Origin of the sequence: Cetobacterium sp. (genome assembly GCF_051653945.1) — a bacterium.
GTDB lineage: Bacteria > Fusobacteriota > Fusobacteriia > Fusobacteriales > Fusobacteriaceae > Cetobacterium_A.
The window spans coordinates 1-25948 of the sequence record NZ_JBOFXD010000120.1 but is presented as its reverse complement, the minus strand read 5'-3'; the positions used below and the strand labels follow the sequence as shown (position 1 = coordinate 25948).

Sequence of the window (25948 nt, the reverse complement as noted above, 5' to 3'; positions counted from 1 at the left end):
TACTTTACTAATTTAATTTTGTCAATTATTTAACTATAAGTGCCATACCAGATATAGATAACAAAATATACGATAGTTTTAAAAAACTAGCCTGCGACATTTTATAGTGTAATATATTTCCAACTATCATTCCTAAAGCAAACGGTGGAATGCTTAAATATAACAATCTTATATTTTCTGGCGTAAATATTCCTTGATTATAATGAGAAAAAGCTAAGTAACTATTTAAAACTATCCACACAATAGCTAAGGTTGCTCTAAAACTACTTTTTAACTTCAATTTTTTAGCTACATAAATCATTATTAATGGTCCACCAGAAACAAACATTCCGTGGATTACCCCTGCTAAAAGAATTACACCTACTAGAATCCACTCTGGAGTTTTTACTTCTTCTTTCATAAAAATTCCTTTTAAAGCCATCAAAATTATGAATATAGCATATATTTTTAATAGAAACCCTAATGGTAATAATGTAAATAATTTCATTCCTAAAACTGTTCCAATTACCATAAAAAATAAAATTTTCTTTACTTCATTCCAATTTATATCTTTATACGATATAAGCACAATCCATAAAGAAGCTAGTATTCCTAAAATATTTAAAACCATTTTTGCAGTATCAATTCCTTGTAAAAAAATACCAGGGGGCATTGCAAGAACTGTTCCCGCAAAGCCTGTTATCCCCTGGATTATATTTGTAAGGAAAACTACCGCTAAGAATACAATATCCTTTAGCATTGTCTCCTCCTCATCTTTTTATTAAATTTATTTAGCACCAATTTCTTCGAATAAAGATTTCCATTTACTATTTTTTCTATAAAAAACAGGTGGATATCCAAGTTTTGAGGAAACTTCAATATCTCCTCCTTTATATTCTTGTCCTGTCCATAAATGTACCCAGTTATCTTGAGGAAGATAAACTGCCCATTTATCCATATGTTCTTGATGAACTGGAGCAACTAAAAGATCCTCTCCTAAAAGGTATTGATATTTTATATCATAACTTTTTAAATCCTTTTCATAGTGGAAGAAGATTGGTCTTTGTACTGGAATTCCAAATTTACTATTTTCTTCAACTAAAGTTTTCATATATGGTTTAAGACTGGCATATATATCAGTCATTCTTGCAAAAAATTTCATTGCCCCAATATCTCCATCATATTGATAGTTATCATTTGGTCTATTTCCTTCATGAGTTCTCATAACTGGAGTAAAGGCTGCCATTTCAGTCCATCTCAATAATAATTCTCTATTTCTTTTATTTCCATGTAAAGACGTATATCCTCCAATATCACTATGAGATAATCCATTTCCTGTCATTCCTACAGAAAGAGCTGCTGGAATAACAGATGCTAATCCATCGTCTAATGAAAAGTCTACACTTTGATCTCCTGCCCAAATCAGAGTACAGTATTTTTGAGTACCTGTAAATCCAGCTCTCATAAAATAAACTATCTCCTCTAACTTTCCAGCTTCTTTAACAGCCTCATAATTTATTTTAGCCCACATAGCTGGCCAAGCATTATGCATAACCTCCGCACTTAAACCATTACTCAATTTACAATCTGTTGGGAGATATTCTCCAAAATCAGCCATCCAACCATCAAGTCCAAAATCAATTAGATTAGTTTTTATTACATTTTTATACCATTCACAAGCTTTTGGATTTGTAAAATCAACTACTCCACAATAAAATTCTCCAAAGTCTACTGTATAATCACTTCCATCTAGTTTTGTAGCTAAATAGCCTTTTTCCTTTGCTTCTTCATATAAATCATATCCCTCTATTACATATGGATTTATATACCCTAAAAATTTAATCCCTTTTTCTTTTAACTTTTTAATTTCTACATCTAGATTTGGGTACTCTTCAGGTGACCATTTCCAATTCCAATTTAGTCTTTTTCCAAAAGAAGTTATTCTTTTTCCTTGCCAGTCTTGACACCAAACACCTGAAACTTTAATTCCTGCATCTAAAGCTTTATTTAATTTATCTAAAACTACTTCTGTTCCACCTTGCAGTCCAAGAATAACACCATTATAAATCCACTCTGGAAGATTTGGTTGTCTTCCAAAACAATGTGTCAACTTTTCCTGAATTTCTAAATAAGTTTTTCCAGTTTCAAATAGAATAAACTCTGGTATATTCCAACATTGTAGCTCATGAAATTTTTTATTTCTAAAATCAAAATCTAAATAAGCTGTACTTTCTAAGTGGCAATAATATTTTCTTGTTGAAATATAAGTTGGCTCTGGATAGTTTGTATTATAATAATCTCCACCAGCTTTATCTTTTACATCCGCTTGCCAAGTTGTATAAGTATTTTTATTTCTTCCGACACCTGGTTCTGATGTCCATAACGGAAAGTTTTTTCCTCTTAGATTAAAGTAACTTAATTGTTCTCCACATCCATATACTTTTTCATCCTCTTCAGCTAACACTCTAATCCAGATTCTATTATCGATTTCATCTTTAGATTCAAAATATATTTTTCCTTGTCCATTTTCTTTTTTACCTATCAAAGTTAATTTTAACTGATTGTAATCAAATAAATTTATCTCAAAACTATCTTTTTCATTTTTTACCACTTCAAAAATTTTTAATGGCACTCTTTCTTCTAAATAATCAGTTATTTTAAAATTTCCTCTATACATATCATAATTAGCTTCCCCTTTTCCAATAAAAATAAAAGGACTCTCTTTACTATGCTTTATAACCTCTATCCCATCTATTGAAATAATAAAACTATTTTCATTAATTTTTAGTATCATTTTTACCTCCGTATTTAATCTATACTAACTTGTAAAATTTTATTTTCATCAGCTATTCTTATCTCTTCTTGTTCTGCCTTAACATGAACTACTCCAATTGCTCTTTTAAACATTGAATAAATAGTAGCCATTCCTAAAACTAAAGCAACCATAGAATACTTAAATTTCGGTCCTACTATACCACCGATCTCTTTTTCTACAGAAACAATTCCAAGCGGAGATAATAAAATATATGTAAATACCATTAATCCAAGAAGAAGTGTTGCAACTTCTGGAAATCTTTTCCAAGGTTTCATATCCACAGCAGGTTTTAATTGCTTAGCCTTATAAATTTTTCCAGGCTTTATAGCTGAAATAGTAAACATTATCAAAGCATCTATTACAAATAATATTCCCATAATATGAATATAATTAATTTTAACCTTCAAAACAAAGATTAACAGTGTATACAAAACTATATGACCTATAACAGCTATTTTAGCAGAAAGTGCTGTTACTTTTTTTGAGAAAAACCCTATTAAAACAATAGCAATTGTTGGTATATTAAAAAATCCAGTAAATCTTCTCATAACTTCAAATAATCCACCTTCAGCATACATTGTAAGTGGTGCTACAAACATACTAAATATAGCTAAAAATGTAGCCACTATTTTGGCAACTTTTATTAAATTTTCATCAGTAACATTTGGATTAAGAACTGGTTTATAAATATCAAAACAGAATAGTGTCGCAGCACTATTTAATAGAGAGTTATACGTACTTAAAACAGCTCCAAATATTACTGCGCAATAAAATCCAGTCAGATATTTTGGTAAAACTAATGAAACTAATGCAGGATACGCTGCATCTCCCATTGCTAATTGACCTTTAAATATATGGTAAGCTATAACACCAGGAAAACTAACAATTAGTGGAATTAAAACTTTCATAAATCCAGATATTAAAACCCCTTTTTGTCCTTCTTTTAAATTAACTGCTCCCAAAGTTCTTTGAATTAAAACCTGGTTTGTACACCAGTAAAATAGATTGGCAAAAATCATTCCAGTAAATAGAGTTCCAAAAGGTACAGGATCAGAGGCAGTTCCTATAGCATTTAATTTTTCTGTATGCGTGCTAATAACTTGATTTAATCCGTGCATTAACTTCCCTTCCCCAAGGTGAAGTAAACCAAAGAATGGAACAGCTAAACCTCCAACAATCAATCCAATACCATTTATTGTATCAGAAACTGCAACTGCTTTTAATCCACCAAATATTGCATAAATACTTCCTATTATTCCAATAACCCAAACTAAAATCCAAATAGACTGTACGTAAGTAACTCCCAGAAGATTTGTAAGATTAAAAACTTGATTAAATGCAACTGCTCCTGCATATAAAGCTGCTGGTGTTGATATTAAAACATACCCCACAAGCAATAAAATAGATACAAGCTTTCTTGTTCCAGAATCATATCTTTCTTCTAAAAATTGAGGCATTGTCGTAAAACCTCTTTTTAAATAGTTTGGTAAAAAAAACATAGCTAGTGCTATTGTAGCTATAGCAGCAGTTGTTTCCCAAGCCATTCCACTAATACCTCTTGAATAAGCTTGTCCACTAAGTCCAACCATTTGCTCAGCCGATATATTTGTTAAAAGCATTGAACCTGCTATAACCATTCCTGATAAACCTCTTCCAGCTAAAAAATATCCATCAGCTGTATCTAGTTTTTCACTTTTTGTTTTCCACCAAGAAATTACTGCAACCAAAACCGTGAAGAATAAAAAAGATACTATTGTTAACCCCATTTGATTCCTCCTTAAATCTATTTAATTTTTTATTTTTTAACACACCCATTATTAGAACTTTACTTCTATATTTTCCCCTGAAATTCCATGAAAAGCTCCTTTGGCTATTAAATCTTGCTTATCCCCATGAACAAGTAGCCATTTATTTCTTTTAAAAAGATATTTGTCCTCTTCAGTTAAAATCTCTCTTTCTTCTAGAGAGATTTCTGTATTTGTTTCTTTAGGTAAAATTACAATACATTTAAATCCATCATTTGTTACCTTACATGGTGCAAAATGCATTGTTGTCTGATATAGCTCCACTGCAGACCCTTTTGGTAAAAAAAATGCTTTTACTAAAGAGCTATTTACTTCATTATTTTGAATCTCTGTTGTTTTAGCAAGAAGTAATACTAAATCTGTTACTGCTATATTTATTTCGCTAGATTTATGATATTCTAATCCATTTAAAAATGAATTATTTCCATTACAATATCCTATTTGAACATCCATTCCTCCATAAAAGTTGTTCTTTAAAAATGAAAATAGAGGGGCAATCCCCTCCATATCATCTACAGAACCAACATATATATTACCATTTGGAGGAATATTTGTATTCTTTTCAGCATATTGCAATAATTCATTAAAATCATACCCTGATATTATCTTACCATATCTTTCAAACTCTTCACTAGAACAAGATAAAATTTCTAAATTATTTAATTGATTTAATTTATTAAGCATTATACCCTCCAATTTATATTTAATATTTATAAACTTCTAACTCTAGAATCTCTCCTAAAACTTCTAACTCTTTTGCTACATCGCCATAAATAACTACAAAGTGAGGTTCCCAACCATCTTTTACACTTCTCTTGACTAATTCAAGAGCTTTTGAATCTGTTTTTACAACAACAGAAGCTCCTAAAAATTGTTTTGGTTCATCTAAAGCTTCTCCTGAAGCTATAAAGAATCTAAACTCACCATTTGGTTTTCTTCCAACTCTAAATATTGTTACTATATCAGCTCCCTTACAACCAAACTCCATTGTAGGCCCAATCTTTCTATTTGGATGAACTCCTGTTTCTGCTCCTTTACTTTTATTTGCTAAAGAGCAAGCTGCCATTCCACAGTGCCAGAATGTTACTGTATTTTTATTTTCATCAAGAGATACAGGATCTCCAAAGAATACAGCATTTTTAGTTAACTCTATTCCCATGTACATAGATAGAGCTCCCATTAAATCTGATTCACAAGCTGCAGCAATTAAATTATCATTTAATAGTCCTAAAGCTCCACACACTGGAGTTTTAAATTCTATAAAAAAATCTGGCCAACATCTAGAAGCAAGAGCTTTTATATTATTTGATTCAATAAAATCTTTATAAGCCTTATAAATTCTAGCAAAATCTTTAACGTTATTTTCAGGTATCTCCATTAGTCCTACCATCTTTTCTTTTGCTTCTTCTAAAACAGCTTCAATCTCTTCATCTGAAAATTCTCTAGCTTTAGACATTAATTCTCTCGCTTCAATAGATAGAAGATTTATTCCAAAGTTTTTTAATAATTCAGCATCTAAAGCTCTTCCAAATCCAAATCCTTGTGGTGTATGACCGATACTTGCCATATTTAGGTTTTTCAGAGATTTTTTTAATTTAACTGCTTCTATATATGCTTTTGTTGTCGATATAACTTCCTCTTCTGATGGACCTCCAAATATATATCCAAATTGCTCTCTTCCTAAATGATGGAAAAGATTTCCTGCTGAATATGCTCCTGTTAAAGAGTTTAATCTAAGCCTTCCTCCATCTATAACAGGTTCTCTTAACGTCCATAATAAAATAGGACAATCAAATCTTTTTAATACTTCGCTTGCATATGCAGAATTTGCAAAAGTTGTATTTTGTAATATTATTAAATCTGGTTTTAATCCGTGTAGATATTTTTTCAAATCATCTATAGATAATAATGGAGCTTCTGGATAAATTCCACTATTTGTTAAACTTTCAATCATTTTAACTGATTTTTCAAATTGATCTTGAGCACTTTCTAAATGAAATGTAGGTACTCCAATAGGTATATACGCAACTTTAAATGACATTTTTCCCCCTTAATCTCTTACAACTTTAATTGTTGCACAAAAGTCTTCTTTTCCATATCCTCTGTTTATAGCTTCATCGTAGACACCTTGAACTATTCTAACTCCAGGAAAATTAAGTCCTAATTCATCTAATAATTTTCCTGTTAAATGAACGTCTTTATGCATATTTTCAACTGAAAATGCAGTTGCAAAGTTATTGTCCATTATAGCTTTTCCTTTTCCATCTAGATAAAAGTTTTGTCCTCCACCATAAGATATTGCTTTTATGAAATCCTCTGTAGGTATTCCATTTTTTTGAGAAAGAGTTATCATTTCATTTACACCATTTTGAATTTGAGAAACTAATGTGTTGTGACAAAGTTTCATAACAAGTCCACTTCCATTATTTCCTAAGTGTATTATATTGTTTCCCATACATTCTAAAATAAATTTAACTGATTTGTAAGTTTCCTCTTCTCCACCAACATATATTCCTAAAACTCCAGCCACAGCAGCTGGTACAGATTTTACAACTGGTGCATCCAACATAGTTGCTCCTTTTTCTTTTATCTGCTTTGCTAAATTCATGGAAACTTTTGGATCAATTGTACTCATATCTATAAAAATCTGATTTTCTCTAGCTACTTCTAAAAGTTGCTTGTAAACACTTTGAACATGTTCACTCTTTGGAACCATAGATATTACAACATCTGCTTTTTCTCCAATCTCTTTTATTGAAGTAGCGCCAGTAGCTCCTAAAGTTTCCATTTTTTTAACTTTTTCAGAATCTATATCAAATACTAAAACTTCGTTTTCTAACTTTTTTATAATATTTGAGCTCATTGGCTCTCCCATTAATCCAAGACCTATAAATCCTATTTTCATTTTATACCCTCCATTTTTTAGATTAAGACTAGTTTTACTTTGCTGTTTCATCCCAAGCTTTTCTAAATACTCCTAATCCATATTCTGTAAATGGATGCTCAAAACTTGCTTTATATACATCTAATCCACAAGTTACTATATCTGCTCCTGCTTTTGCTGCATCTGCAATTTGCTTTCCATTTCTTAATGCTGCAACTATAATCTCTGTTTCAAATTCATGGATTGAATATATATCTACAATATCTTGAATGTATTGAGCTGTATCTTCTCCTGAATTTTCTTTCCATCCTACAAAAGGTGATACAAATTTAGCTCCTAATTTCCCTACTGGTATTGCTTGTGATGGAGAGAATACTAATGTTACATTAGTTCTAACTCCTTTTTTCTCTAATTTTCTTGCAGCAATCAATCCCTGCTCAATACAAGGTATTTTTATGATAAAATTTGGAGAATATGCAGCAATTTTTTCTCCCTCTTCAACCATTTCCTGCCATGTAGCTAAGTTTGGATTTATTTCAACAGAGATTGGAAACTTCTCATATCCTACGATATCTTTTTCTTTTACCCATTGTGCTAAATCTTCAATTACTTTTAAAAATGGTTTTCCACTTAACATTATATGTCTAGGGTTTGTTGTAACTCCATCAATCCCATAATTCTCATAAGCATACTCAATTTCGTTTAATTTTGCACTGTCTAAAAAATATTTCATTTCACAACCTCCGATTTATTTTTAATTTAATTAGTTAAAAAAATTAATTAATTTATTTATGATAATGTTATACTCTTTTATTTTTTAAATGTCAACAATTTTTTTAAATTATTTTATTTTTTTAGAACTAATACAGAACATATAGTTTTTTTTATATAGTTTTTAGATATAAATAGAAATAAAAAATTTGACTTTTTTATTTTTTAATAGTATATAGAGATTAAATTATTTTAAATATTTAATTTAACTAATTAATCAATTTAAATTTAGGAGGAACAAATGAAAAGAAGATCTATTTTATTTACAAAGTTATTATCATCTGTTATGTTTTTAGGATTACTTGGTTGTGGTAATGAAACTTCTACAAAAAAAGAAACCGTTAAAATTATAGTTCCATACGGTGCTGGTGGTACTGCTGATGCTATTGCTAGAAAGTATGGAAAAATTGCAAGCGAAAAATTTCCTCAATATGAATTTGTTGCTGAAAATAAAACTGGTGGAGATGGATTTGTAGCATCAGCTTATTATCAGAATATAAATCCTAAATCTAAAGAATTATTTGTATTAGGATATGGAAATGCCTATAGACATACTTTAGGAAAAAAATACGGAACAGAGCAAGTTCCATATGATCTTAATAAAATTCTTCCTTTAGCTACAATTGATGATAGAACATGGATTGTTTATGCTAAACCTGATTTCAAAGTTGAAAATCTTTTAGCCAAAGCAAAAGAAGGTACATTAAAAATGTCAGGAGGTAACCCTTTATCGGATCCTCATTTAGCGCTTGGTTCTCTTTTAGCTTTAGAAAACGGTAAAGTTACAGTTGTGGGATATGATGGAGGAGCTGCTCAAAAGCAAGGTTTAACTTCTGGTGAAGTTGATGTTTTTGTAGGTACTACACAAGCTGGAATGAGTGATGTTGAAGTGGGTACTATTATTCCAATTCTTGCAATTTCTGAAAAAGGATATTCAGGATTTAAAAATCCTAGTGGAAAAATTCTTGTTCCTGGACTTGTAGAAGATAAACATCCAGCTTTAGATTCTAATAAAGATTATTCATCTTCAATTCTTCCTGCTGGAGGATTTATAGCCTCTAGAAATGGTGCAGATCAAGAATGGACTAATAAAGTTGTTGAAATTAGTAAAACTGTTTGGGCTACTGAAGAATATACTAATTGGATTGAAGAGATTGGGTTAAATAAATTTGAAGTTTATAGCTCTGATGCTCAAGCTTTATTAGAGGATGCTAATAATAAAGCTGAAAATGCATATAAACTTTTATCTGGAAAATAATTTCTATCTTGGAGGTTTCAAATGAACATTCGTACTAATTTACTAACAGGATTAATTTTTGGGATATTAAGTTTGACTTTAATTCTTATACTTCCTTCTCAAATTCAAATTCCTGCTTTTGATAATGGAGGTCCTAGTCCTAGACTTATCCCTTATATGGTTTTAATTGGAATTTTTATTAGTTCTATGGGATTAATTTTTCAAAGTTTAGTTTTAAAAAAAGAAAAGATATTTTTTTATGATATAAAAACACAAAAAGCTGGCTTAATTAGCTTAGTTATAATGACTTTATTTGGAATTGTAATGCTTAAACTTGGATTTTTAATTGCTGTTTTTACTATTCTTCCTGTAATGATATTTTCTCTTGGAGAAAGAAAAATATTTGTTTATATTATTACAATTATAATTGGTATTGGTATTTATTTTCTTTTTACAAGAATCTTCAATATTTCTTTACCTATATTTGGAGGGATGTAAATGGACGCTATTTTTGCTGGATTATTTGAGGTTTTAAGTTTTGGAAACATTATGATTATTTTAGGTTCTTTAATTCTAGGTATGATTGTTGGTTGTATTCCTGGTCTTACTGTTACATTAGGAATTATTTTATTATTACCCTTAACATATTCTTTTAAATCTGGTGCAACAGCTATAATAGCACTATTATCTGTTTATGTAGGAGGGATGTACGGGGGTTCTATTAGTGCTATTTTACTTAATACACCTGGAACAAACTCTGCTATAGCTACTTGTTTAGATGGTCATCCGCTATCAAAAAAGGGAAAATCTAAAAAAGCTTTAGATGTTTCCTTATATGCCTCTGTTATTGGAGGATTAATAGCTGCATTTTTATTACTATTTACTTCTCAACCTGTTGCTAAGTTTGTATCTTTTTTTACATCAACAGAATATTTTGCTCTAGCTATTTTAGGTTTATCTTTAATTGCAGGAGTTAGTGGTGATAATATTTTAAAAGGTATAATTTCTGGATTAATTGGAATTTTTATATCTCAAATTGGTCTTGATACTGTTACAGGTGTTTCAAGATTTACTTTCGATACTATGCTACTTTATGGTGGCTTATCTATAATGCCTGCAATGATTGCAATGATTGCTCTTATTCAAATAATGGAAAAATCTAAAGATTATGTTAATTCTAAAGGTAAGTTAATGGAAATTTCTAAAATTGATAATGATGGCATCACAAATAAAGAAAGAATTAAACTACTTCCTGCCATTTGGAAATCTACTTGGATTTCTTCAATATTAGGTGTAATGCCTGGTGTTGGTGGTGGAGTTTCACAGTTCCTTTGTTATAATGAAGTTAAAAGAACTTCAAAAAATCCTCAAGAATTTGGTAAGGGAAGTTTAGAAGGAATCGCTGCTGCTGAAGCTAGTAATAATGCTATAGTTGGAACAGCTTTAATTCCACTCTTAACTCTTGGAATCCCAGGAGATGGAGTTACTGCCTTACTTTTAGGAGCTTTTATTCTTCATGGAATCGTTCCAGGACCTACAATGTTTACTAAGCAAGCAAGTACTGTTTATATGATTATATTTGGAGTTATACTAGCTAATCTTCTTCTATATTTAGTTGGAAATTTATTTACTAAATCTGTTGCTAAAATAGTTCAAGTTAAATACAGTTATCTAGGTCCTATTATTCTTGTATTTTGTTTTGCTGGTGCTTTCGCTGCAAACGGATCTAGTTACGAAGTTGTTTTAGTTATTTTAACTCTTTTATTTACATATATTTTAGTTTTACTAGATATATCTACTATTCCACTAATGCTTGGAATGATTCTCGCTCCTATAATTGAACGGAATTTTGTCAATAGTATGACAATATATAATAACGACATTTTAATTTTTTTAAAAAAACCTATATCTTTAGCAATTTTAATTTTGGCAGCTATTCTTACTATTTCTTTTGTGAAAATTAATAAAAAAATTGCTAAAATGGAAATAGAGTTAGAAAATCAAAATTTAGTTAGTGAGGAACTTCAAACTAGCTAAATTAAGTATTAAGAAATAAAAAAATTATATTTAAAGAACCGTCACTTTTATGGCGGTTTTTTGTTTTTTTATATTTTTTTATTGACGGGCAACTTGCCCTGTATTAATATAACTTAATTTATTATGAGGAGGTTTTTTATGACTAGTGGAATGGCTTTAAAAGAATTTTGTATTATCACAAATATTGGCTCAGAAATATTTATGCGCTTACGAGGAGAAAAAACTTTGGGTAGTGGTGGAAAAATTAAAAAAAATTACTTATCTATGGAATTTCGAATGATTGATGAGCATAATATTAAATGGCTCTCTTTAGATGATATTAAAAAATATTTTATTTTTAATTTCTGTCGTAGTAGATATACAAATCCAACTACGATTCAAACTATTAAAGAGGCTGAGAATCTAATTTTTAAAAATGGTAATTTAATAAACAAGACTATAGAGTATATATTAAAGCAAGATTCAAAACCAGATTTCATTTCAAGAATAGATGATTTGAACTTATATTTAGAACTTTTAAGAAAAAAATCTTCGATTAATATGTCAATAAATTCTAAGGATATATTTAATCTTGAAGCTCCTTTAAAATTTACTAGTTTTATTAACGATTCTATTGAATCTCAAAAAAATAATTCTATAAAAAAAGAAAAAAATTATAGAATTGACTCTCTTGAAAAGATTTTTTTTAATAACTACTCTAAAAATAAAGGTTTTTTACCTCTTCAACACCCTACTGGAAATGGTAAAACATACCAATTGGAAAAATTTTGTGCCACAATTTTAGAAAGTTATATGACTGATGAAAATACAGCAAGTAAAAAAATTATTATTCTTACCAATAATAAAATAAATATAAACAGCATCAGAAAAGGTATTCTATCAAGACTTAAAGAAAGAAATTGTGAAAATCTAAATACAAATATTATCAATATTCTTTCGAGAACAGATATTTTAAAAGAGGGCATAGTATTTAAAGAGATTCTACATTCTCTAAATCACAACGAAAAATTTTTTACCTTGCTAAACAGTAATACCTTAAAATTAGAGAAAGTAAAAAAAATTATTAGCTACTGCTTGACCCAAGTAAATCAAAACTCCAATTTTGATTTTTATGGGTACACTTCTGAAAGCATAAATATACTTAAAGATTATTTAATTCATTATCTAAAAAAAGTTGAACATTTAAAAAAATCTAATCATATTTCAGATAAAGTTGAATTAGAAAAATTACAAAATACTAAAATTCCTAATTTTTATGTAACACTTTTCCCTATGATTATACCTGAAAATCGAAATAAAAAAATTTATATTATGACTACTGATAAGTTTCTTTATGGTTATTTTACTGGAATAAAAAATGAATACTTTTATAATCAAAAGGATAATCTTATTATTATAGATGAAATAGATAGTGCTAAATCTAATTTTTTAAAATATATCAAAGAGAACAAAACTCTTCATGTAAATGGCATTATTGAAAAATTTAATAATAGATTTAATAGTTTTTCAAGAAAAGATAATAATTGTTTTGAACTAATTATTGAAGAATTAGAAAAAGAACACCATCTTTCATCTGAAAAAATAAGTAGTTTAAAATCTTTAGTTTCTAATTATATAAAATCTGGAAATGAATTAAGGGAAAAGTACTCCACTACCTCTAAATATTTTCAGTTGGATGGAATTCAAAGTATTGATCTTTTTCAAAAGAAAGAGGATTTTATTCTTAAAGATGGTTCTAAGTTATATTTAAATAAGTCTAATAGATATTGGACTATAAATCCCACTATTTCAGATTTAGAACTTTCTTCTACTATAGAGGATCTTTATAAACACTCACATGATGAACTATATAATTTATTTAAAGCTTTTAATATTAGACTTGATGAATGTAGTGAAGCTTCTAGTGACGTAACATTACAAGAGGTTATTAATCATTTCTTTTTTGATGATAATATTAATAAAGATATCTTTAAAGAGTATAATGATTTTTATTCTTATCAAGTAAAAAATATCTCTCAAAACTTAACATACGGCGTTCGTTTAAATGGATGTAAATATATTAATATACATGAAGCAAATACAGAATGGGATTATAATAATAGAGCAATTCTAAACTATTATCATATGTTTATGACTCCTGAGTCTTTACTTTTGCTCATTTGTCAAAATAATCTTCTCTATGGAATTTCAGCTACTGCATGTAGTGATACAATTATTGGAAATTTTGATTTAAGTTGGTTAAAACGATTTTTAAAAACAGATTTTATTGAACTTAATTCTGAGGAGAAAGCTATTTTAAGAGAAGAACTAAATTTTATTAATAGTTTTGAAAATAAAGTTGAAAGAACTCTTAATGTGTATTCAGAAGATGATATTTGGAGCTTCAATAAATTAAAAGGATTTGAAAATATAAAGAAAAAGTTAAAGGAAAAAGAGTATCTAGAAATTTTAGAACTCATTACCAATCTTATAGATAGTGAAGGAGATGCTATTCTTTTTAAATACTCAGAAGATTATATTTTTTATGGAGCTTTAGTATTTCTTAATTTTATTTTAGATAACACAACTTCTAGCTTACTATTTTTATCTAATCGCTTCTCTGCAATTGGTACATTAGAAAAAATTGCTATTGCTATTGGAAAAAAATTAAAAAAAGAAATTTGGTTTAAAAGTTTTAATTCAGCAGAACTAGAAAAATCTCTAGCAGATAAAAATAGTGAACTTTTAACAAATCTAAAATTTATGAATAAAAAAGTTATTATTTTTAGCTCATTACAAAGTGCTGGAGTAGGAGTAAATATTAAATTTGAATATGAAGGTAAACCTCATTCTAAAAAACTTGTTAAAATTGATAATAAAGCTAGAAAATATTACGAATTTAATCTTAATATGAAAGATATAGATGAAATTGCTATAGAAAATAAAACTAATTTAGCTGAATTTGATGAAAGCTTTAATCAAGATAAACTAACTTTACTTTATTATGTAAATATGTTGGAAGAAAGTAAAATTATCTGTGAAAAAACAAGTGCACGTCTTCTTAACTCTTTTAGTAAGAAAATTTTTACTAAATTTTATAAATCCTCTAATGACTATGTAGAAAATGCTAGTTCTTGGATTATTCAAGCAATAGGCCGTTGTAATCGTACAAAAGTTAGATGTATAAAAAGAAATATATATTTAGATCTTGATGCCGCTAAGGTTCTAAGTCAATTTAATTTAAATGGAAGAGATACAGTTCAAGATTTTAAATTTATAAAACAGCAATTAGAAAGCAACTTCTCCTTAACTAATCAACATACAAAAAATCTAAATTCTATGCTAGAAAGAAAGAATAAAATTATACAAAACTATTTTGATAGTCAATTTTTAGAAAAAATACAAGAATATAACAATTTAATCATACATCCTAAAGAAAATCTAGATTCTAAAGCTATTCAAAATCTAAAAGAACTCTATGAAAAATATGAAAATTTTAGAGCTCATATTTTAAAATACCCAACAAAAGAGTATAGTGAAAATCATTTAGCCTACTTTGATTATAAAGATAAGATTTCTGGGTATTTAGCAATCTTTAATGAGGAAAATAGTTTGCTTTCTCTTGACTTCTCTAAAACAAGTACACACTCTGTTTCTAAAGATGAGTGTCGTTTAAGCCTTTTAAAAGAAGTTGATGAACTTAAATCTTTATTAAATGAAAAAGTTGGAAATTTTGATGAAAATTACTCTATTATTCTACCGTATATCTATCAAGCTATATTTAAAGGTAAATTAGGAGAGCTTATTATACGAAGACTTTTAGAAAATTATACTTTACAATTTAAATCAAGTGAAACTATTGTATCAAAAGGATTAGTTGAAATTTTTGATGACATAACCTCTTCTGGACATTATATTGACTATAAAAACTTTAACTTAGATAAATTTAAGTACAGAGATTTGTTAGCAAAAGAGATTACAAATAGAGTTCAAATTAAATCTAAATATATAAACTTTCATAATAAATTATTTATTATAAATTTAATTAGTCCTAGCTCTGAAAATAATTTACAATCTTTTTCATATTATAAAACTACATTGACTAAAGATGGAGAACTTACTCCCAGCGAAAACTTTGAAAATTCGGAGGTTATTGTAGTTTCTGGAGTTATAAACTATTCAAAAGAAGATAAAGATAAATTAGAGATTAATCATGATGTTCTATATAAATTAGTAAAGCTACTTGAAGGAGGAGATAGAAATGAGTAAAAATAATTATTACAATAGTGGAGAACTTAAAATAATAGATATTAACTATAAAAATATTATAGAAAATTTTAATATTTTTAAAGTAAAAATAAATGACTCTTTATTAAAAATAGATGGTTATGGAAATTTTAATGCTAAACTTTTTAAAGTTATCAAGAATATAGCAAATATTAGAAGTTATTATTACAATACAAATAAATGTGAACTTTTTGTTTTGGGTAATAAAAAGTTAAATTTAGAAAAAGCTCAACTTCTTAATTTAGTTTTATCAATACCTCAAAATTTATGTGAAAGTATAAAGTCTTTGAAAGGTTTAGATGAGCTTTATCTTTTAAAGCTATTTTCTAGACAGCTTCCTTATAGTAAATTTAAAGTAGAAAATTCTGATGAGGATATAAAATTTATAGATATTAATGCTTTATATTTTTTTCTTCATACAGATAAATCAAAAAGCATCTTTAAATTTATAGAAGTAGGTATAAATAAATCTAAGTATTCTAATTACTATGAGATTAATTTAAATCAAGTTACTTTTAGTGATGAAAAATATTTTAAAAATGCCTTCAAAAATACAAAAATCTTTAAAGCTAGGGAGAGAATAAATTTTGATCCTATTACTAGACTTATGATTCCTGATAAAAATGGACATTTTATTAAAGGAAATCCATTTACTAAAGATCATAAAACCATTTTTTTAACTGAAGATATAAATAAAATTTCAAAACTTCGTTCATATTTTTTTACAATATTAAAAAATTCGTTTAATAAATACCTATCAGAGTATATAAAAGTTGAATTTATTACTCTTTCAAATTATAAAAACTTTAAACCTAAAAGTACTATGAATTTCTTTCAAAAAAATCTAAAAATGCATACTCAAACAATTAATTTATACAGAGTTGAAGATATTTTAAAAGGTAAATCTACTCTTGAACATAGATCTAATTCTGATGTTAAAATTATAAAAAATTGCATTTCCAATGAAATTTATCCAAACTTAAAAATTATAGATAGAGGAGTTATCCCTTTTAATAATCTTATTGAAAATGATGATTGGAATCTTTTTATTTTAAACTCTTCTAATTCTGAAGAGTTAGAAATTGATGGATATAAACTTATTAAAGAAAAGTCAAATATAATTAGCCAAGGTATCTGTATAAATAATTTAGAAGATACAGCCATAAATATCGCTGTTAAAAGATCTCTAGATGAACTTTTTATCAAGGAACAAATAAAAAATAGAGATATTAGTAAACTTCATAAACTTTATCATATTTTTTCTGGAATGGGTGGCTATCATTTAAAAAATGGTAAAATTAAAAATATACTTATTCATGATAATGGGAAAATTTCAATTGATAGTTGTTATGAATGGGAAAATAATGATTTAAGCAGAAATTTTTTTAAAATCTTAGATGAAAATAATATAAAATATATTAATAGCAGAAGTGAAGAGATTAAAATTCTAATTATTAATGATAAAACTATTTTAATTGAAAATACTAACCTTAGGCCTTATTTTGATACAAATAAATTTAAAGAAGCGTATATTTCTAATATTCAAAGTGGTTTTAAATCAATTAGTAGATCTAAATCTGGATTTTTAAAATACTCTATTGGAATTTGGATAAATGAAAAGGATAACATGTATTATTCATTTCATAAAACTGGTATCAAAGGGACATTAACATTTTCGCCAAATATTAAAAGAGTTATTAGTAAATCTAAAGTTACCTCTAAAGAATATGAACTTATTGGAGAAACTTTAAACTTTATTTATCATTCAACTCCTTCTAGAATGAGTTCCTATCCTTTTATTTTTAAATTAACATCTGAACTTTAATATTAAAAGGAGCAATCAATGACTAAAAATATAAAAAAATATATAAGCTATGAATCAAAAGTAAAAGAGGTTAATTCAACTATAATTAACTTACAACTACAATTAATAGGAGTAGAAAAAAGTCTTGAAAAAATAAGAAATGAAATTTTTAAATGTAATAGTTCTTCCAAACATAGGTTCTTTAAAAAATTAATTAAATTTTTAGACTCAAAATTTAATATCCAATATTATATTAATATTTTGAATAAAGAAAAAAATTTAACTGTCCTTGAAACTAATATAATAACACTTAAATCAAAAATTTTAGAAAAAGAAAGTATTAAAAAATTTCTTTTAAATAAGTTAGACTATAATAGTCACCTAACTTACAATCGCATTATTTACTCTCCTGAACTTAGAGAGGAAGTTCAAAATTGGAATCTTGAACATCCCAATGAAAAAGCTGTTATTAAAATAACAGAGCATGCTATTCTAAGGTATCTTGAAAGGGTTAAAGGTATCGATATGGAATCTATAAAAAAAGAGATGGTTCCTGATGAGCTGAAAGAAAAGGCCCTTAAAAATGGAAACTATGAGATAAATAAATTAAAATACATCGTTCAAGGAAAACAAATTATCACCGTAGTTCATAAAAAAGCTGTAAAAAAAATATTTAATCTCGATAATATTTCAAATGATAAAAAATATAATAACTATCGACTTAGAAAAGGGGCTCCTTTAAAGTATTTAAATTTGTATAATCAAAATAAAAATACGAGATTTTCCCAAGTTTATTATAAATTGCAAAAAAATTAAATACATATATTTTACCTTCTTAGCTATTAATTTGTATAATTAGATTAATAACTAAGTAGGTTTTTTTATATCTAGAAAAAATCTTATGAAAAAATGGAATCAAAAAGTAAGAGGTTGGGAAGGAATCTTAAGAATCTTATCAATCGAATATGAGAGTCGTTTAGAGAAATATTTGAAATAAAAAAGCTATCTTAGCAACAAGTACCTTGGAGTACCTAATCTAAGATAACCTTTTTGAACATTTAAAGTTTGATAGCTAAGAAATAAATTTACACTAAATTTGCTACACTCCCGATTAATACATAGATACAACCTATTTATATAAAATAATTTCAATACAACTTTATAATTTCTTGAGTTTTTACATCTAATATAACCATTAGTACAATTGTACTAAATCTGGTTATAGGTGACTCGGCTTCTCTTTTTTCTAGAGCAACCTCTACTAACTCTTTACATTCTTGAAGTTACATATCATCACTCCTTTTTTATAACTTTTTTTATTGTAAAGATTCTTTGTTACCTCTATTTTTTTCCGAATTCAAAATAGATATTTGACAAAATTTCAAACTGTTCCTGTCTAAAATCATATTCTAAATTTTTTAGTAGCTTTTCCTGTAAACCTTCATTTTTTTGACTATATATAAAATTTAATTGTTTATCATATCTAAAGGATATACTTGTCCCTATTTTCCATTTTAAAAAATCAAAAAAAGTATCTTCACTATATTCTTCAGGAATTTCAATTCTTTGAAAATCAATTTTATCAAATATTCTTAATATCAATTCAAATCTTTTTTCTTTTACTTTATCATTTAAAATTTTATTCTCCACAGTTTTCCTCCAATTTATTTTTTTATATTATACCATCTTAACAAAAAAAGTTGCAGAAATTTTCATTCCTACAACCTTTTATTAGATTTAAATATTGCTTTATCCTATTCCTCCATAAAGAATTCCCACAATATAAACTATTATTGCAATTCCACAAAATAGATATTTTGTTACTGGTTCAAACCAAGCTCCAACTTTTTTTTCTCTTCCAATTTGTACTTGCTCTCTTGCAAATCCAGATTTACAAATCCAATAGATTACAAGTCCTGCTAAAAGTGCACCTAATGGAATTATATATATTGAAACAAAATCCATCCATGGAGATAATCCATCTCCTTCAAGAAAAACTCCAACCGTAAATGAAACTACAGCAACAATTCCAATAGATTTTAATCTTGATAATCCCAAACGACTTTGCAAAGCTTCAACAGGAGTTTCAAATAAATTCATAAGAGAAGTTACTCCTGCAAATAACACTGCTATAAAAAATACTATAGCAATTATTTGTCCACCAGGCATATTTTGAAATACTGTAGGAAGAGTAACAAACATAAGACCTGGACCTGCCCCAGGCTCAAGTCCATAAGCAAATACTGCTGGAATAACTACAAGTGCAGCCAACATTGCCGCACATGTATCAAAGAAAGAAACATTTAGAGCTGAATTAACTATATCTTCATTTTTACTTAAATAACTTCCATATACAATAGTTCCTGATCCAGCTAAAGATAACGAAAAAAATGCTTGTCCTAAAGCAAAAACCCAAGTTCTAATATCTTTAAGTGCTGACCAATTTGGATTAAATAAGTAGCTATAACCTTGTTCCGCCCCTGGTAACATATATATTCTAATAGCTAAAAATAAAAATAATCCAAAAAATGCTGGCATCAATATTTTATTTACTTTTTCGATTCCTCCTGCTATTCCCATAGCCATTAATGAAAAAGTTAGTAATAAACCTGCTATATGCCAAGATACACTCCCAAAATTTGAAGCTAAAGCCCCAAAGTAAGGTCCTGGCTGTGATTCAATAATTGCTCCTGAAAGAGAGGCAACACAATACCTTAATATCCAACCAACAACTACAGCATATCCTATGGCTATAGCCAATGATCCTATAACAGGTATTAATCCTATTATTGTTCCTCCTTTTAGTCCTCTTTGTTTGAAAGCTTTTTCAAAAGCTCCAAGTGGGCCAGTTCCCATAGAACGCCCTAATGTCATTTCACCGATTACTCCTGTAAATCCTATTAAAAGAACAAATGTAAAATACGGAATAAGAAATGCTGCTCCTCCAAATTGCCCAACTCTATATGGAAACATCCAAATATTTCCCATTCCAACTGCTGAACCAATACAAGCTAAAATAAATCCAAATCTTGATTTAAAACCATCTCTATTATTATCATCTATTAAAACCGTTTCTACACTATTCTTTATATCTTCCATTAACCCTCCCTAGACTATTTTTTAATCTTCTATAATCTCTAGGGAAGCTTGGAAGTGTCTTAATATCGGTGGTTCCCAAGTTATTTTGTATCCTCTTGTGATTTCATGAGCTCTCTCTTTTATCGCTATTAAAGCATCTGCTATTACATCTAGATGAGCTTGTGTATAAACTCTCCTAGGAATAGCAAGTCTTGTAAATTCAAAATCTGCTTCTAATTGTTCATTTGTATCTGGGTCATTTCCTAACATGTAAGAGCCTATATCACAACTTCTAATTCCAGCTTCTTTATAAAGTTCTATAGCTAAGACTTGCCCTGGAAACTCATTGAATGGTATATTTGGGAAAATTTTTGAAGCATCTACAAATACACCATGTCCACCAACTGGAGATTGATATATTATTCCTGCATCATCAAGACGAGAAGCTAAATACTCCATCTGCCCAATTCTATATCTTAAAAAGTTTTCATCGATTCCTTCTAATAATCCTATAGCCAGTGCTTCTAAATCTCTTCCCGAAAGTCCTCCATAAGTTGTAAATCCTTCAAAACTTATACAATTTGCTTTTATTTTTAAGATCATATCTGCATTTTCCGCAGCATTCTTTACTCCTATTAGTCCTCCCATATTAACTATTGTATCTTTTTTTGCTGACATAGTGAAGAAATCTGCGTAAGAAAACATCTCTTTTATTATATCTTTTATCGACATATTTGCACATTCAGGCTCATCTCTTTTTATAAAATATGCATTTTCTGCATAACGTGCTGCATCTATATTCAATGGTATATTATATTTTTTACAAATAGCTGCGACTTCTCTAGCATTTTTCATTGAAACAGGCTGCCCACCAGCAGAGTTATTTGTAATAGTCAATACTACTAACCCTATTTTTTCTGGACCATACTCTTGTATTAATTTTTCCATTTTTTCAACATCCATATTTCCTTTAAATTTAGATCTTTTACCTGGATCTTTTGCCTCTGGAACTACACAATCTAACGGTCTTGCTCCTGCTAGGATAACATGTGCCCTTGTTGTATCAAAAAACATATTTGAAATTGCATATTGGCCCGACTTTAAAAAAGTTGGAAATAACACTTTTTCTGCTGCCCTTCCTTGATGCACTGGTTGAATAAATTCATATCCAAAAACATCCTTAGCAGTATTTACTAATTTAAAATAACTTGAAGCTCCTGCATATGCTTCATCACCTCTCATTACCCCTGCCCATTGATCTTGACTCATTGCATTAGTTCCTGAATCTGTTAATAAATCAATGTAAACATCCTCTCCTCTTAAATTAAAAAGATTATAATTAGCCTCTTTAATTTTTTCTTCTCTCTCTTCTGGTGTAGTCATTTTAATTGTTTCAACCATTTTAATTCTAAATGGTTCTGGAACATACTTGATAGCCATAAAGTTATACCTCCGTCTTTAGTCTACCCCGGTCATCTGTTTTCAGATAGGCGGACGGTATTTCCTTTTTAGAATTTTATTCAAATTCTTAGTAACTCTATATACCCCATTAAAATTCATTTTGTCAAATAAAGTTCCATCTTTATTTTAATAAGATATTTTTAATTTTTTATTTTTGACAGCTTTAAAAAGTTAATTTTAGAGATCGAAAAACAAAAAATTTTAAAAATTGGTTCCTTAGAATGTGTGTGGTAATATAAAAAAGTTCTTTGGAAAATGTAAAATGGACCCTATAAGACAGACTCACTTTCTTTACGTGTCCACCCTATAGGATCCATTTTATAGAATTACCTTAGCTTTTTTATTCTAAGCAAACAAACAAAATATAATAAATAAAATAGAAACTATTAAACTAAAGAAAAGATAAAAATAATCATTTTTTTCTAACTTATAATCTTTTAATCTAGTTCTTTTAATCCCATTTCCATATCCTCTAACTTCCATAGATATTGCTAAATTTACTGCATTTTGTATTCCACAAATAACTACTGGAAAAAACAGTGTTAAGATATTGCTAATTTTTTCTTTCAGATTCATCAATTTATAATCAATGCCTCTTGCTTTTTGAGCTATTATTATTCTTTTGCTTTCTTCTTCTAACATTGGAATAAATTTAAATGCCAAGGCTGTTATAACTCCTATTGAGTCAACTGGAACTTTAAATATTTTTAAAGGTGATAACATCTTCTCTATTACAAATCCAATCTCTCTAATCTCCATTTTAGAAACCATAGAGGTAACTAATAAAATAATTGTTAAAAGTCTAAAAGTAGAAAGAAAGACATATTCTATATTTTTATTCATTAAAAGTAAATTTACAAATATCATTGATAGTAGAAGTCCTATTGAATATTTAAATATTCGTTTTAATTTATTTAAATCAGTTGAAAATAATTTCATTTGATAAAATACAAATGGTAAAATTATAATTATCTGATAATACTTATTTGCAAAACCAATTGCTATAATATAACTTATAGTTGTATAAAATACTATTCGAGGATCAAAATCTTTCTTTAGCATTTATCTCAATCCTCTCTAATAATTCATCTATGTTTTTCATATTTTCTGTTCCTATTCCAAATTTATTAATAATTTTACAAAATTCTATAAATTCTAAGTCAGATTTCTCTAGAACTTTTAAAGGAACTCCTTTATTTATAATTTTTTTATTTTCTAATAAAAAAACTTTATCCCCATATTCTAAAACATCCTCTAATAAATGAGATATTTGTATAATTGTAACTCCTTTATTTTTCAATTGTTTTAAGATATCAAAAAATAATTTTTTATTTTCTAAATCTAATCCTGCAGTGGGTTCATCTAATAATAATAATTTAGGAGAAGTGACTAAAATTGATGCTAATGCGACTAACCTTTTTTGACCCCCACTTATTTCATATGGAGATTTATTTAAAATTTCATCAGAAAGTTTCAAAAGTTTTAAAACTTCATTTACATTCCTATCAATTTCTTCTCTAGATACTTTTTTCTTAATTAAAAAGTACTCAATCTCTTCTTTGATTGTATTATTAAAAAATTGTTTCTCAGTATATTGAAACATATATCCCATAGCTTCTCTAAATTTTTTTAAATTTAGAGAATTAGATAAATTAGTCCCTTTCCATAAGATTTCTCCTTGAATATTATTCAATAAAAATCCTATAGTTTGTAAAAGTGTTGATTTGCCACTACCTGTTTTTCCTATTATAAATGTCCATGAACCTTCTTCTATTTCCATATTGAAGTTTTCCAAAATTATCTCATCATATCCTGAGTTAACTTTTTTTAAAGAGATTTCCATAAATGCTCCCCCATTTTATTCAAGTTAAAAATATCTTCTGAAACATCCTTTTTAGTTCTTAAATAAATGCTTCTAGCGACTTTAAACATGGGTGGCAGCTCTATGCCTTGGTCTATTTCGTTTTTTACAAGAAAGCTCATAAAAAGCCTTTTAGGCCCATTAAAATTGATTTTGTTTTTTTCAAGATAAATAACTTCATCACAAAATTTTATTTCATTTAAATGATGAGTTACCAAAATTACTGTCATCCCCTTATTACTTAATTTTCTTAATATACCTAATATTATTTTTCTATTTTCTGGATCTAGCATTGATGTCCCCTCATCCAATATTAAAATTTTAGGATCTAAAACTAAAGAGGATGCTATACAAACTCTTTGTTTTTCTCCACCTGATAATTTAGATATCTTTTCATTCTTTTTTTCGAAAAAATCTATTTCTTTCAATAATTTTTCTACTTTTCTTTTCATGAAATCTGAACTATATCCATAATTTTCCATCGAAAAAGCAAGTTCTTCCTCTACAATATCAGTTACAAGTTGTTCATCAGGATTTTGAAATACTATTCCTATATTTTTTCTACATTGAAAAAGACTTTCTCTTATATTTAAATTATCTATATATATATTTCCTTGACTTACTTTTTCTATACCTAAAATTAATTTTATTAAAGTACTTTTTCCAGAACCATTTTTCCCTAATAAAGTATAGAATTTTCCTTTTTCAAAATTTATAGAAAAATCTTGGAATATAATTTTTTGATCGTAAGAAAATTGTATTGACTCTAATTTAATCAATCTCTTCACTCCAATCATCAATGTCATAAAAATTTATTTCTATATTTTTTTCTTTTAAAAGCTCTTGTAAAATTTCCATAAAAACTCCCTTTTCAGAAACTAAATGAACTCTTTTTAAAATATCATCTAAATTTTTATAACAACTTGCTTCACCTTCCCAATCGCCTCTGCAAGTTTTATTAACACCACAACTTGGACTACCTTGTATTCCATATATCCCATTTATTTTATAACCACACTCAATATACATTTCTATTTGATTTATAATAGGATATAATAATGCTTTACATTCATCTTTAAAATTAGGGTATTCCAACTGATCTTTTACATGTCCCCATCTTTTTAAACCTAAAATAGATAATTCTGGACATGGAAGTTGAATAATTCCACAATTATTTAAAATAAAATTTTTTATAAAATTTAAAAATTTATCCTGTTTTTTTGCATAAGGTTTTACTACACAATTTTGATTTAAAATACAATGAGATACAACAATAATGTTTTTTCCTCTTTCCATGACTACCCTCTTATCTTGTTTAATAAATTATTAGGAAGTTTATTTATAATCATTGCCACTACTACACATGAAGCAATTTTATCAATTAAATTTGACATTATTCTAGGAATAAAAGCTGCTGTAAATATCTTTTGTCCACTTTTTGCTAGCCATCCTGTCAATATATCCATTGAACCTCCTGCTAATCCACCAAATAATGATACAGCTATTGGTGTCCCGATTAAAGGAGCTAGAATTGCTAATAAAATTCCTGTTAAAACTGCTGTTTTTATTGTAAATCTAAATTTTTTTGAAATAATTCCAACAACTATTCCTATCATCATATTTACTATAGCAAATGGAAGCTCTACAGGATTATTTACCATAGCTGTTATTACGTTTGTAATTAAACCTGTAATACCTCCGAAAAATGGTCCCAGCAAAGCTCCAGAAAGTATAGTTCCTATTGTGTCTAAAAATAAAAAAGGTATATTAAAAGTTTTAGCTAATGTTGCGAGTATAATATTAAGTCCTACTCCTAATGCTGATATTGTTATTGATAAAGTATTTTTGTTCATTTTTCCTCTCTTTTAGTTTTCACTTAAACTAATCTTAATACATTTTTTATAATAATTTCCGTTTATTTAGGAACTTTTTTATAACTTTTAACCTAAA

21 protein-coding genes are annotated in these 25948 nt (G+C 27.7%); 6 read left to right on the top strand and 15 right to left on the bottom strand.

From position 1 onward, the window contains the following. Positions 1-25 precede the first annotated feature (25 nt). The 7 genes from ACRC8M_RS13435 to ACRC8M_RS13405 are packed head-to-tail and all read right to left on the bottom strand — an operon-like array spanning position 26 to position 8216. On the bottom strand, positions 26-739 hold the full coding sequence (locus ACRC8M_RS13435) for a sulfite exporter TauE/SafE family protein (protein ID WP_438529602.1): 714 nt from the start codon (positions 737-739) through the stop codon (positions 26-28). 27 nt (positions 740-766) lie between these two features. Next, positions 767-2773, bottom strand: coding sequence for an alpha-glucosidase (locus ACRC8M_RS13430; RefSeq protein WP_438529601.1), 2007 nt, complete (start codon positions 2771-2773; stop codon positions 767-769). Positions 2774-2787: 14 nt separating this feature from the next. Beyond that, positions 2788-4560: a solute:sodium symporter family transporter gene (locus tag ACRC8M_RS13425; protein WP_438529600.1), complete on the bottom strand. Its 1773-nt coding sequence runs from the start codon at positions 4558-4560 to the stop codon at positions 2788-2790. Positions 4561-4611: 51 nt separating this feature from the next. Next, the gene (locus tag ACRC8M_RS13420; protein ID WP_438529599.1) at positions 4612-5283 is read right to left on the bottom strand and encodes a DUF4867 family protein; all 672 of its coding nucleotides are present in this window, start codon (positions 5281-5283) and stop codon (positions 4612-4614) included. A 19-nt stretch (positions 5284-5302) separates the two neighbouring features. Then, complete coding sequence (locus ACRC8M_RS13415) at positions 5303-6640, bottom strand: hypothetical protein (protein WP_438529598.1); 1338 nt, start codon at positions 6638-6640, stop codon at positions 5303-5305. Between the two features lie 9 nt (positions 6641-6649). Next, positions 6650-7504 (bottom strand): NAD(P)-dependent oxidoreductase, encoded by an 855-nt coding sequence (locus tag ACRC8M_RS13410; RefSeq protein ID WP_438529597.1) that lies wholly within the window; start codon positions 7502-7504, stop codon positions 6650-6652. Positions 7505-7538: 34 nt separating this feature from the next. Next, the gene (locus ACRC8M_RS13405) at positions 7539-8216 is read right to left on the bottom strand and encodes a transaldolase family protein (RefSeq protein ID WP_438529596.1); all 678 of its coding nucleotides are present in this window, start codon (positions 8214-8216) and stop codon (positions 7539-7541) included. Between the two features lie 279 nt (positions 8217-8495). Here ACRC8M_RS13405 and ACRC8M_RS13400 point away from each other — a divergent pair, with 279 nt between their 5' ends. The 6 genes from ACRC8M_RS13400 to ACRC8M_RS13375 all read left to right on the top strand — a co-directional run bounded on the left by ACRC8M_RS13400 (position 8496) and on the right by ACRC8M_RS13375 (position 18414). Continuing rightward, positions 8496-9512, top strand: coding sequence for a hypothetical protein (locus tag ACRC8M_RS13400; RefSeq protein WP_438529595.1), 1017 nt, complete (start codon positions 8496-8498; stop codon positions 9510-9512). Between the two features lie 21 nt (positions 9513-9533). Beyond that, on the top strand, positions 9534-9989 hold the full coding sequence (locus tag ACRC8M_RS13395) for a tripartite tricarboxylate transporter TctB family protein (RefSeq protein WP_438529594.1): 456 nt from the start codon (positions 9534-9536) through the stop codon (positions 9987-9989). Then, positions 9990-11528, top strand: a complete 1539-nt coding sequence (locus tag ACRC8M_RS13390; protein WP_438529593.1) for a tripartite tricarboxylate transporter permease — start codon at positions 9990-9992, stop codon at positions 11526-11528. It abuts the gene before it with no gap. 138 nt (positions 11529-11666) lie between these two features. After that, positions 11667-15776 carry a hypothetical protein gene (locus tag ACRC8M_RS13385; protein ID WP_438529592.1) on the top strand — a complete coding sequence of 1370 codons (4110 nt, stop codon included), beginning with the start codon at positions 11667-11669 and terminating at the stop codon, positions 15774-15776. Beyond that, on the top strand, positions 15769-17619 hold the full coding sequence (locus ACRC8M_RS13380; RefSeq protein WP_438529591.1) for a hypothetical protein: 1851 nt from the start codon (positions 15769-15771) through the stop codon (positions 17617-17619). Before ACRC8M_RS13385 ends, ACRC8M_RS13380 begins: the two co-directional genes overlap by 8 nt. 18 nt (positions 17620-17637) lie before the next feature. Then, on the top strand, positions 17638-18414 hold the full coding sequence (locus ACRC8M_RS13375; protein WP_438529590.1) for a hypothetical protein: 777 nt from the start codon (positions 17638-17640) through the stop codon (positions 18412-18414). Positions 18415-18939: 525 nt separating this feature from the next. Here the strand turns inward: ACRC8M_RS13375 and ACRC8M_RS13370 are convergent. From ACRC8M_RS13370 to ACRC8M_RS13335, 8 genes are all read right to left on the bottom strand, one after another. Next, positions 18940-19248, bottom strand: coding sequence for a hypothetical protein (locus ACRC8M_RS13370; RefSeq protein WP_256692195.1), 309 nt, complete (start codon positions 19246-19248; stop codon positions 18940-18942). Between the two features lie 99 nt (positions 19249-19347). Further along, positions 19348-20697 (bottom strand): sodium-dependent transporter, encoded by a 1350-nt coding sequence (locus tag ACRC8M_RS13365; protein WP_438529589.1) that lies wholly within the window; start codon positions 20695-20697, stop codon positions 19348-19350. Between the two features lie 21 nt (positions 20698-20718). Further along, a complete protein-coding gene (locus ACRC8M_RS13360; RefSeq protein WP_438529588.1) occupies positions 20719-22116 on the bottom strand; it encodes a tryptophanase in 1398 nt (465 codons plus the stop codon). A 366-nt stretch (positions 22117-22482) separates the two neighbouring features. Then, complete coding sequence (locus ACRC8M_RS13355; RefSeq protein WP_438529587.1) at positions 22483-23199, bottom strand: energy-coupling factor transporter transmembrane component T; 717 nt, start codon at positions 23197-23199, stop codon at positions 22483-22485. Then, on the bottom strand, positions 23180-23980 hold the full coding sequence (locus tag ACRC8M_RS13350; RefSeq protein WP_438529586.1) for an energy-coupling factor ABC transporter ATP-binding protein: 801 nt from the start codon (positions 23978-23980) through the stop codon (positions 23180-23182). Before ACRC8M_RS13350 ends, ACRC8M_RS13355 begins: the two co-directional genes overlap by 20 nt. Then, on the bottom strand, positions 23965-24777 hold the full coding sequence (locus ACRC8M_RS13345) for an energy-coupling factor ABC transporter ATP-binding protein (RefSeq protein WP_438529585.1): 813 nt from the start codon (positions 24775-24777) through the stop codon (positions 23965-23967). Before ACRC8M_RS13345 ends, ACRC8M_RS13350 begins: the two co-directional genes overlap by 16 nt. After that, positions 24770-25294 carry a CD3072 family TudS-related putative desulfidase gene (locus ACRC8M_RS13340; protein ID WP_438529584.1) on the bottom strand — a complete coding sequence of 175 codons (525 nt, stop codon included), beginning with the start codon at positions 25292-25294 and terminating at the stop codon, positions 24770-24772. The genes ACRC8M_RS13345 and ACRC8M_RS13340 overlap by 8 nt, the downstream gene beginning before the upstream one ends. 2 nt (positions 25295-25296) lie before the next feature. Then, on the bottom strand, positions 25297-25851 hold the full coding sequence (locus ACRC8M_RS13335; protein WP_438529583.1) for a CD3073 family putative ECF transporter S component: 555 nt from the start codon (positions 25849-25851) through the stop codon (positions 25297-25299). Positions 25852-25948: the final 97 nt, after the last annotated feature.

Excerpts from the sequence above, each read along its gene's own strand:
- ACRC8M_RS13435 (WP_438529602.1), bottom strand. The coding sequence starts at position 739 with ATGCTAAAGGATATTGTATTCTTAGCGGTAGTTTTCCTTACAAATATA.
- ACRC8M_RS13430 (WP_438529601.1), bottom strand. The coding sequence starts at position 2,773 with ATGATACTAAAAATTAATGAAAATAGTTTTATTATTTCAATAGATGGG.
- ACRC8M_RS13425 (WP_438529600.1), bottom strand. The coding sequence starts at position 4,560 with ATGGGGTTAACAATAGTATCTTTTTTATTCTTCACGGTTTTGGTTGCA.
- ACRC8M_RS13420 (WP_438529599.1), bottom strand. The coding sequence starts at position 5,283 with ATGCTTAATAAATTAAATCAATTAAATAATTTAGAAATTTTATCTTGT.
- ACRC8M_RS13415 (WP_438529598.1), bottom strand. The coding sequence starts at position 6,640 with ATGTCATTTAAAGTTGCGTATATACCTATTGGAGTACCTACATTTCAT.
- ACRC8M_RS13410 (WP_438529597.1), bottom strand. The coding sequence starts at position 7,504 with ATGAAAATAGGATTTATAGGTCTTGGATTAATGGGAGAGCCAATGAGC.
- ACRC8M_RS13405 (WP_438529596.1), bottom strand. The coding sequence starts at position 8,216 with ATGAAATATTTTTTAGACAGTGCAAAATTAAACGAAATTGAGTATGCT.
- ACRC8M_RS13400 (WP_438529595.1), top strand. The coding sequence starts at position 8,496 with ATGAAAAGAAGATCTATTTTATTTACAAAGTTATTATCATCTGTTATG.
- ACRC8M_RS13395 (WP_438529594.1), top strand. The coding sequence starts at position 9,534 with ATGAACATTCGTACTAATTTACTAACAGGATTAATTTTTGGGATATTA.
- ACRC8M_RS13390 (WP_438529593.1), top strand. The coding sequence starts at position 9,990 with ATGGACGCTATTTTTGCTGGATTATTTGAGGTTTTAAGTTTTGGAAAC.
- ACRC8M_RS13385 (WP_438529592.1), top strand. The coding sequence starts at position 11,667 with ATGACTAGTGGAATGGCTTTAAAAGAATTTTGTATTATCACAAATATT.
- ACRC8M_RS13380 (WP_438529591.1), top strand. The coding sequence starts at position 15,769 with ATGAGTAAAAATAATTATTACAATAGTGGAGAACTTAAAATAATAGAT.
- ACRC8M_RS13375 (WP_438529590.1), top strand. The coding sequence starts at position 17,638 with ATGACTAAAAATATAAAAAAATATATAAGCTATGAATCAAAAGTAAAA.
- ACRC8M_RS13365 (WP_438529589.1), bottom strand. The coding sequence starts at position 20,697 with ATGGAAGATATAAAGAATAGTGTAGAAACGGTTTTAATAGATGATAAT.
- ACRC8M_RS13360 (WP_438529588.1), bottom strand. The coding sequence starts at position 22,116 with ATGGCTATCAAGTATGTTCCAGAACCATTTAGAATTAAAATGGTTGAA.
- ACRC8M_RS13355 (WP_438529587.1), bottom strand. The coding sequence starts at position 23,199 with ATGCTAAAGAAAGATTTTGATCCTCGAATAGTATTTTATACAACTATA.
- ACRC8M_RS13350 (WP_438529586.1), bottom strand. The coding sequence starts at position 23,980 with ATGGAAATCTCTTTAAAAAAAGTTAACTCAGGATATGATGAGATAATT.
- ACRC8M_RS13340 (WP_438529584.1), bottom strand. The coding sequence starts at position 25,294 with ATGGAAAGAGGAAAAAACATTATTGTTGTATCTCATTGTATTTTAAAT.
- ACRC8M_RS13335 (WP_438529583.1), bottom strand. The coding sequence starts at position 25,851 with ATGAACAAAAATACTTTATCAATAACAATATCAGCATTAGGAGTAGGA.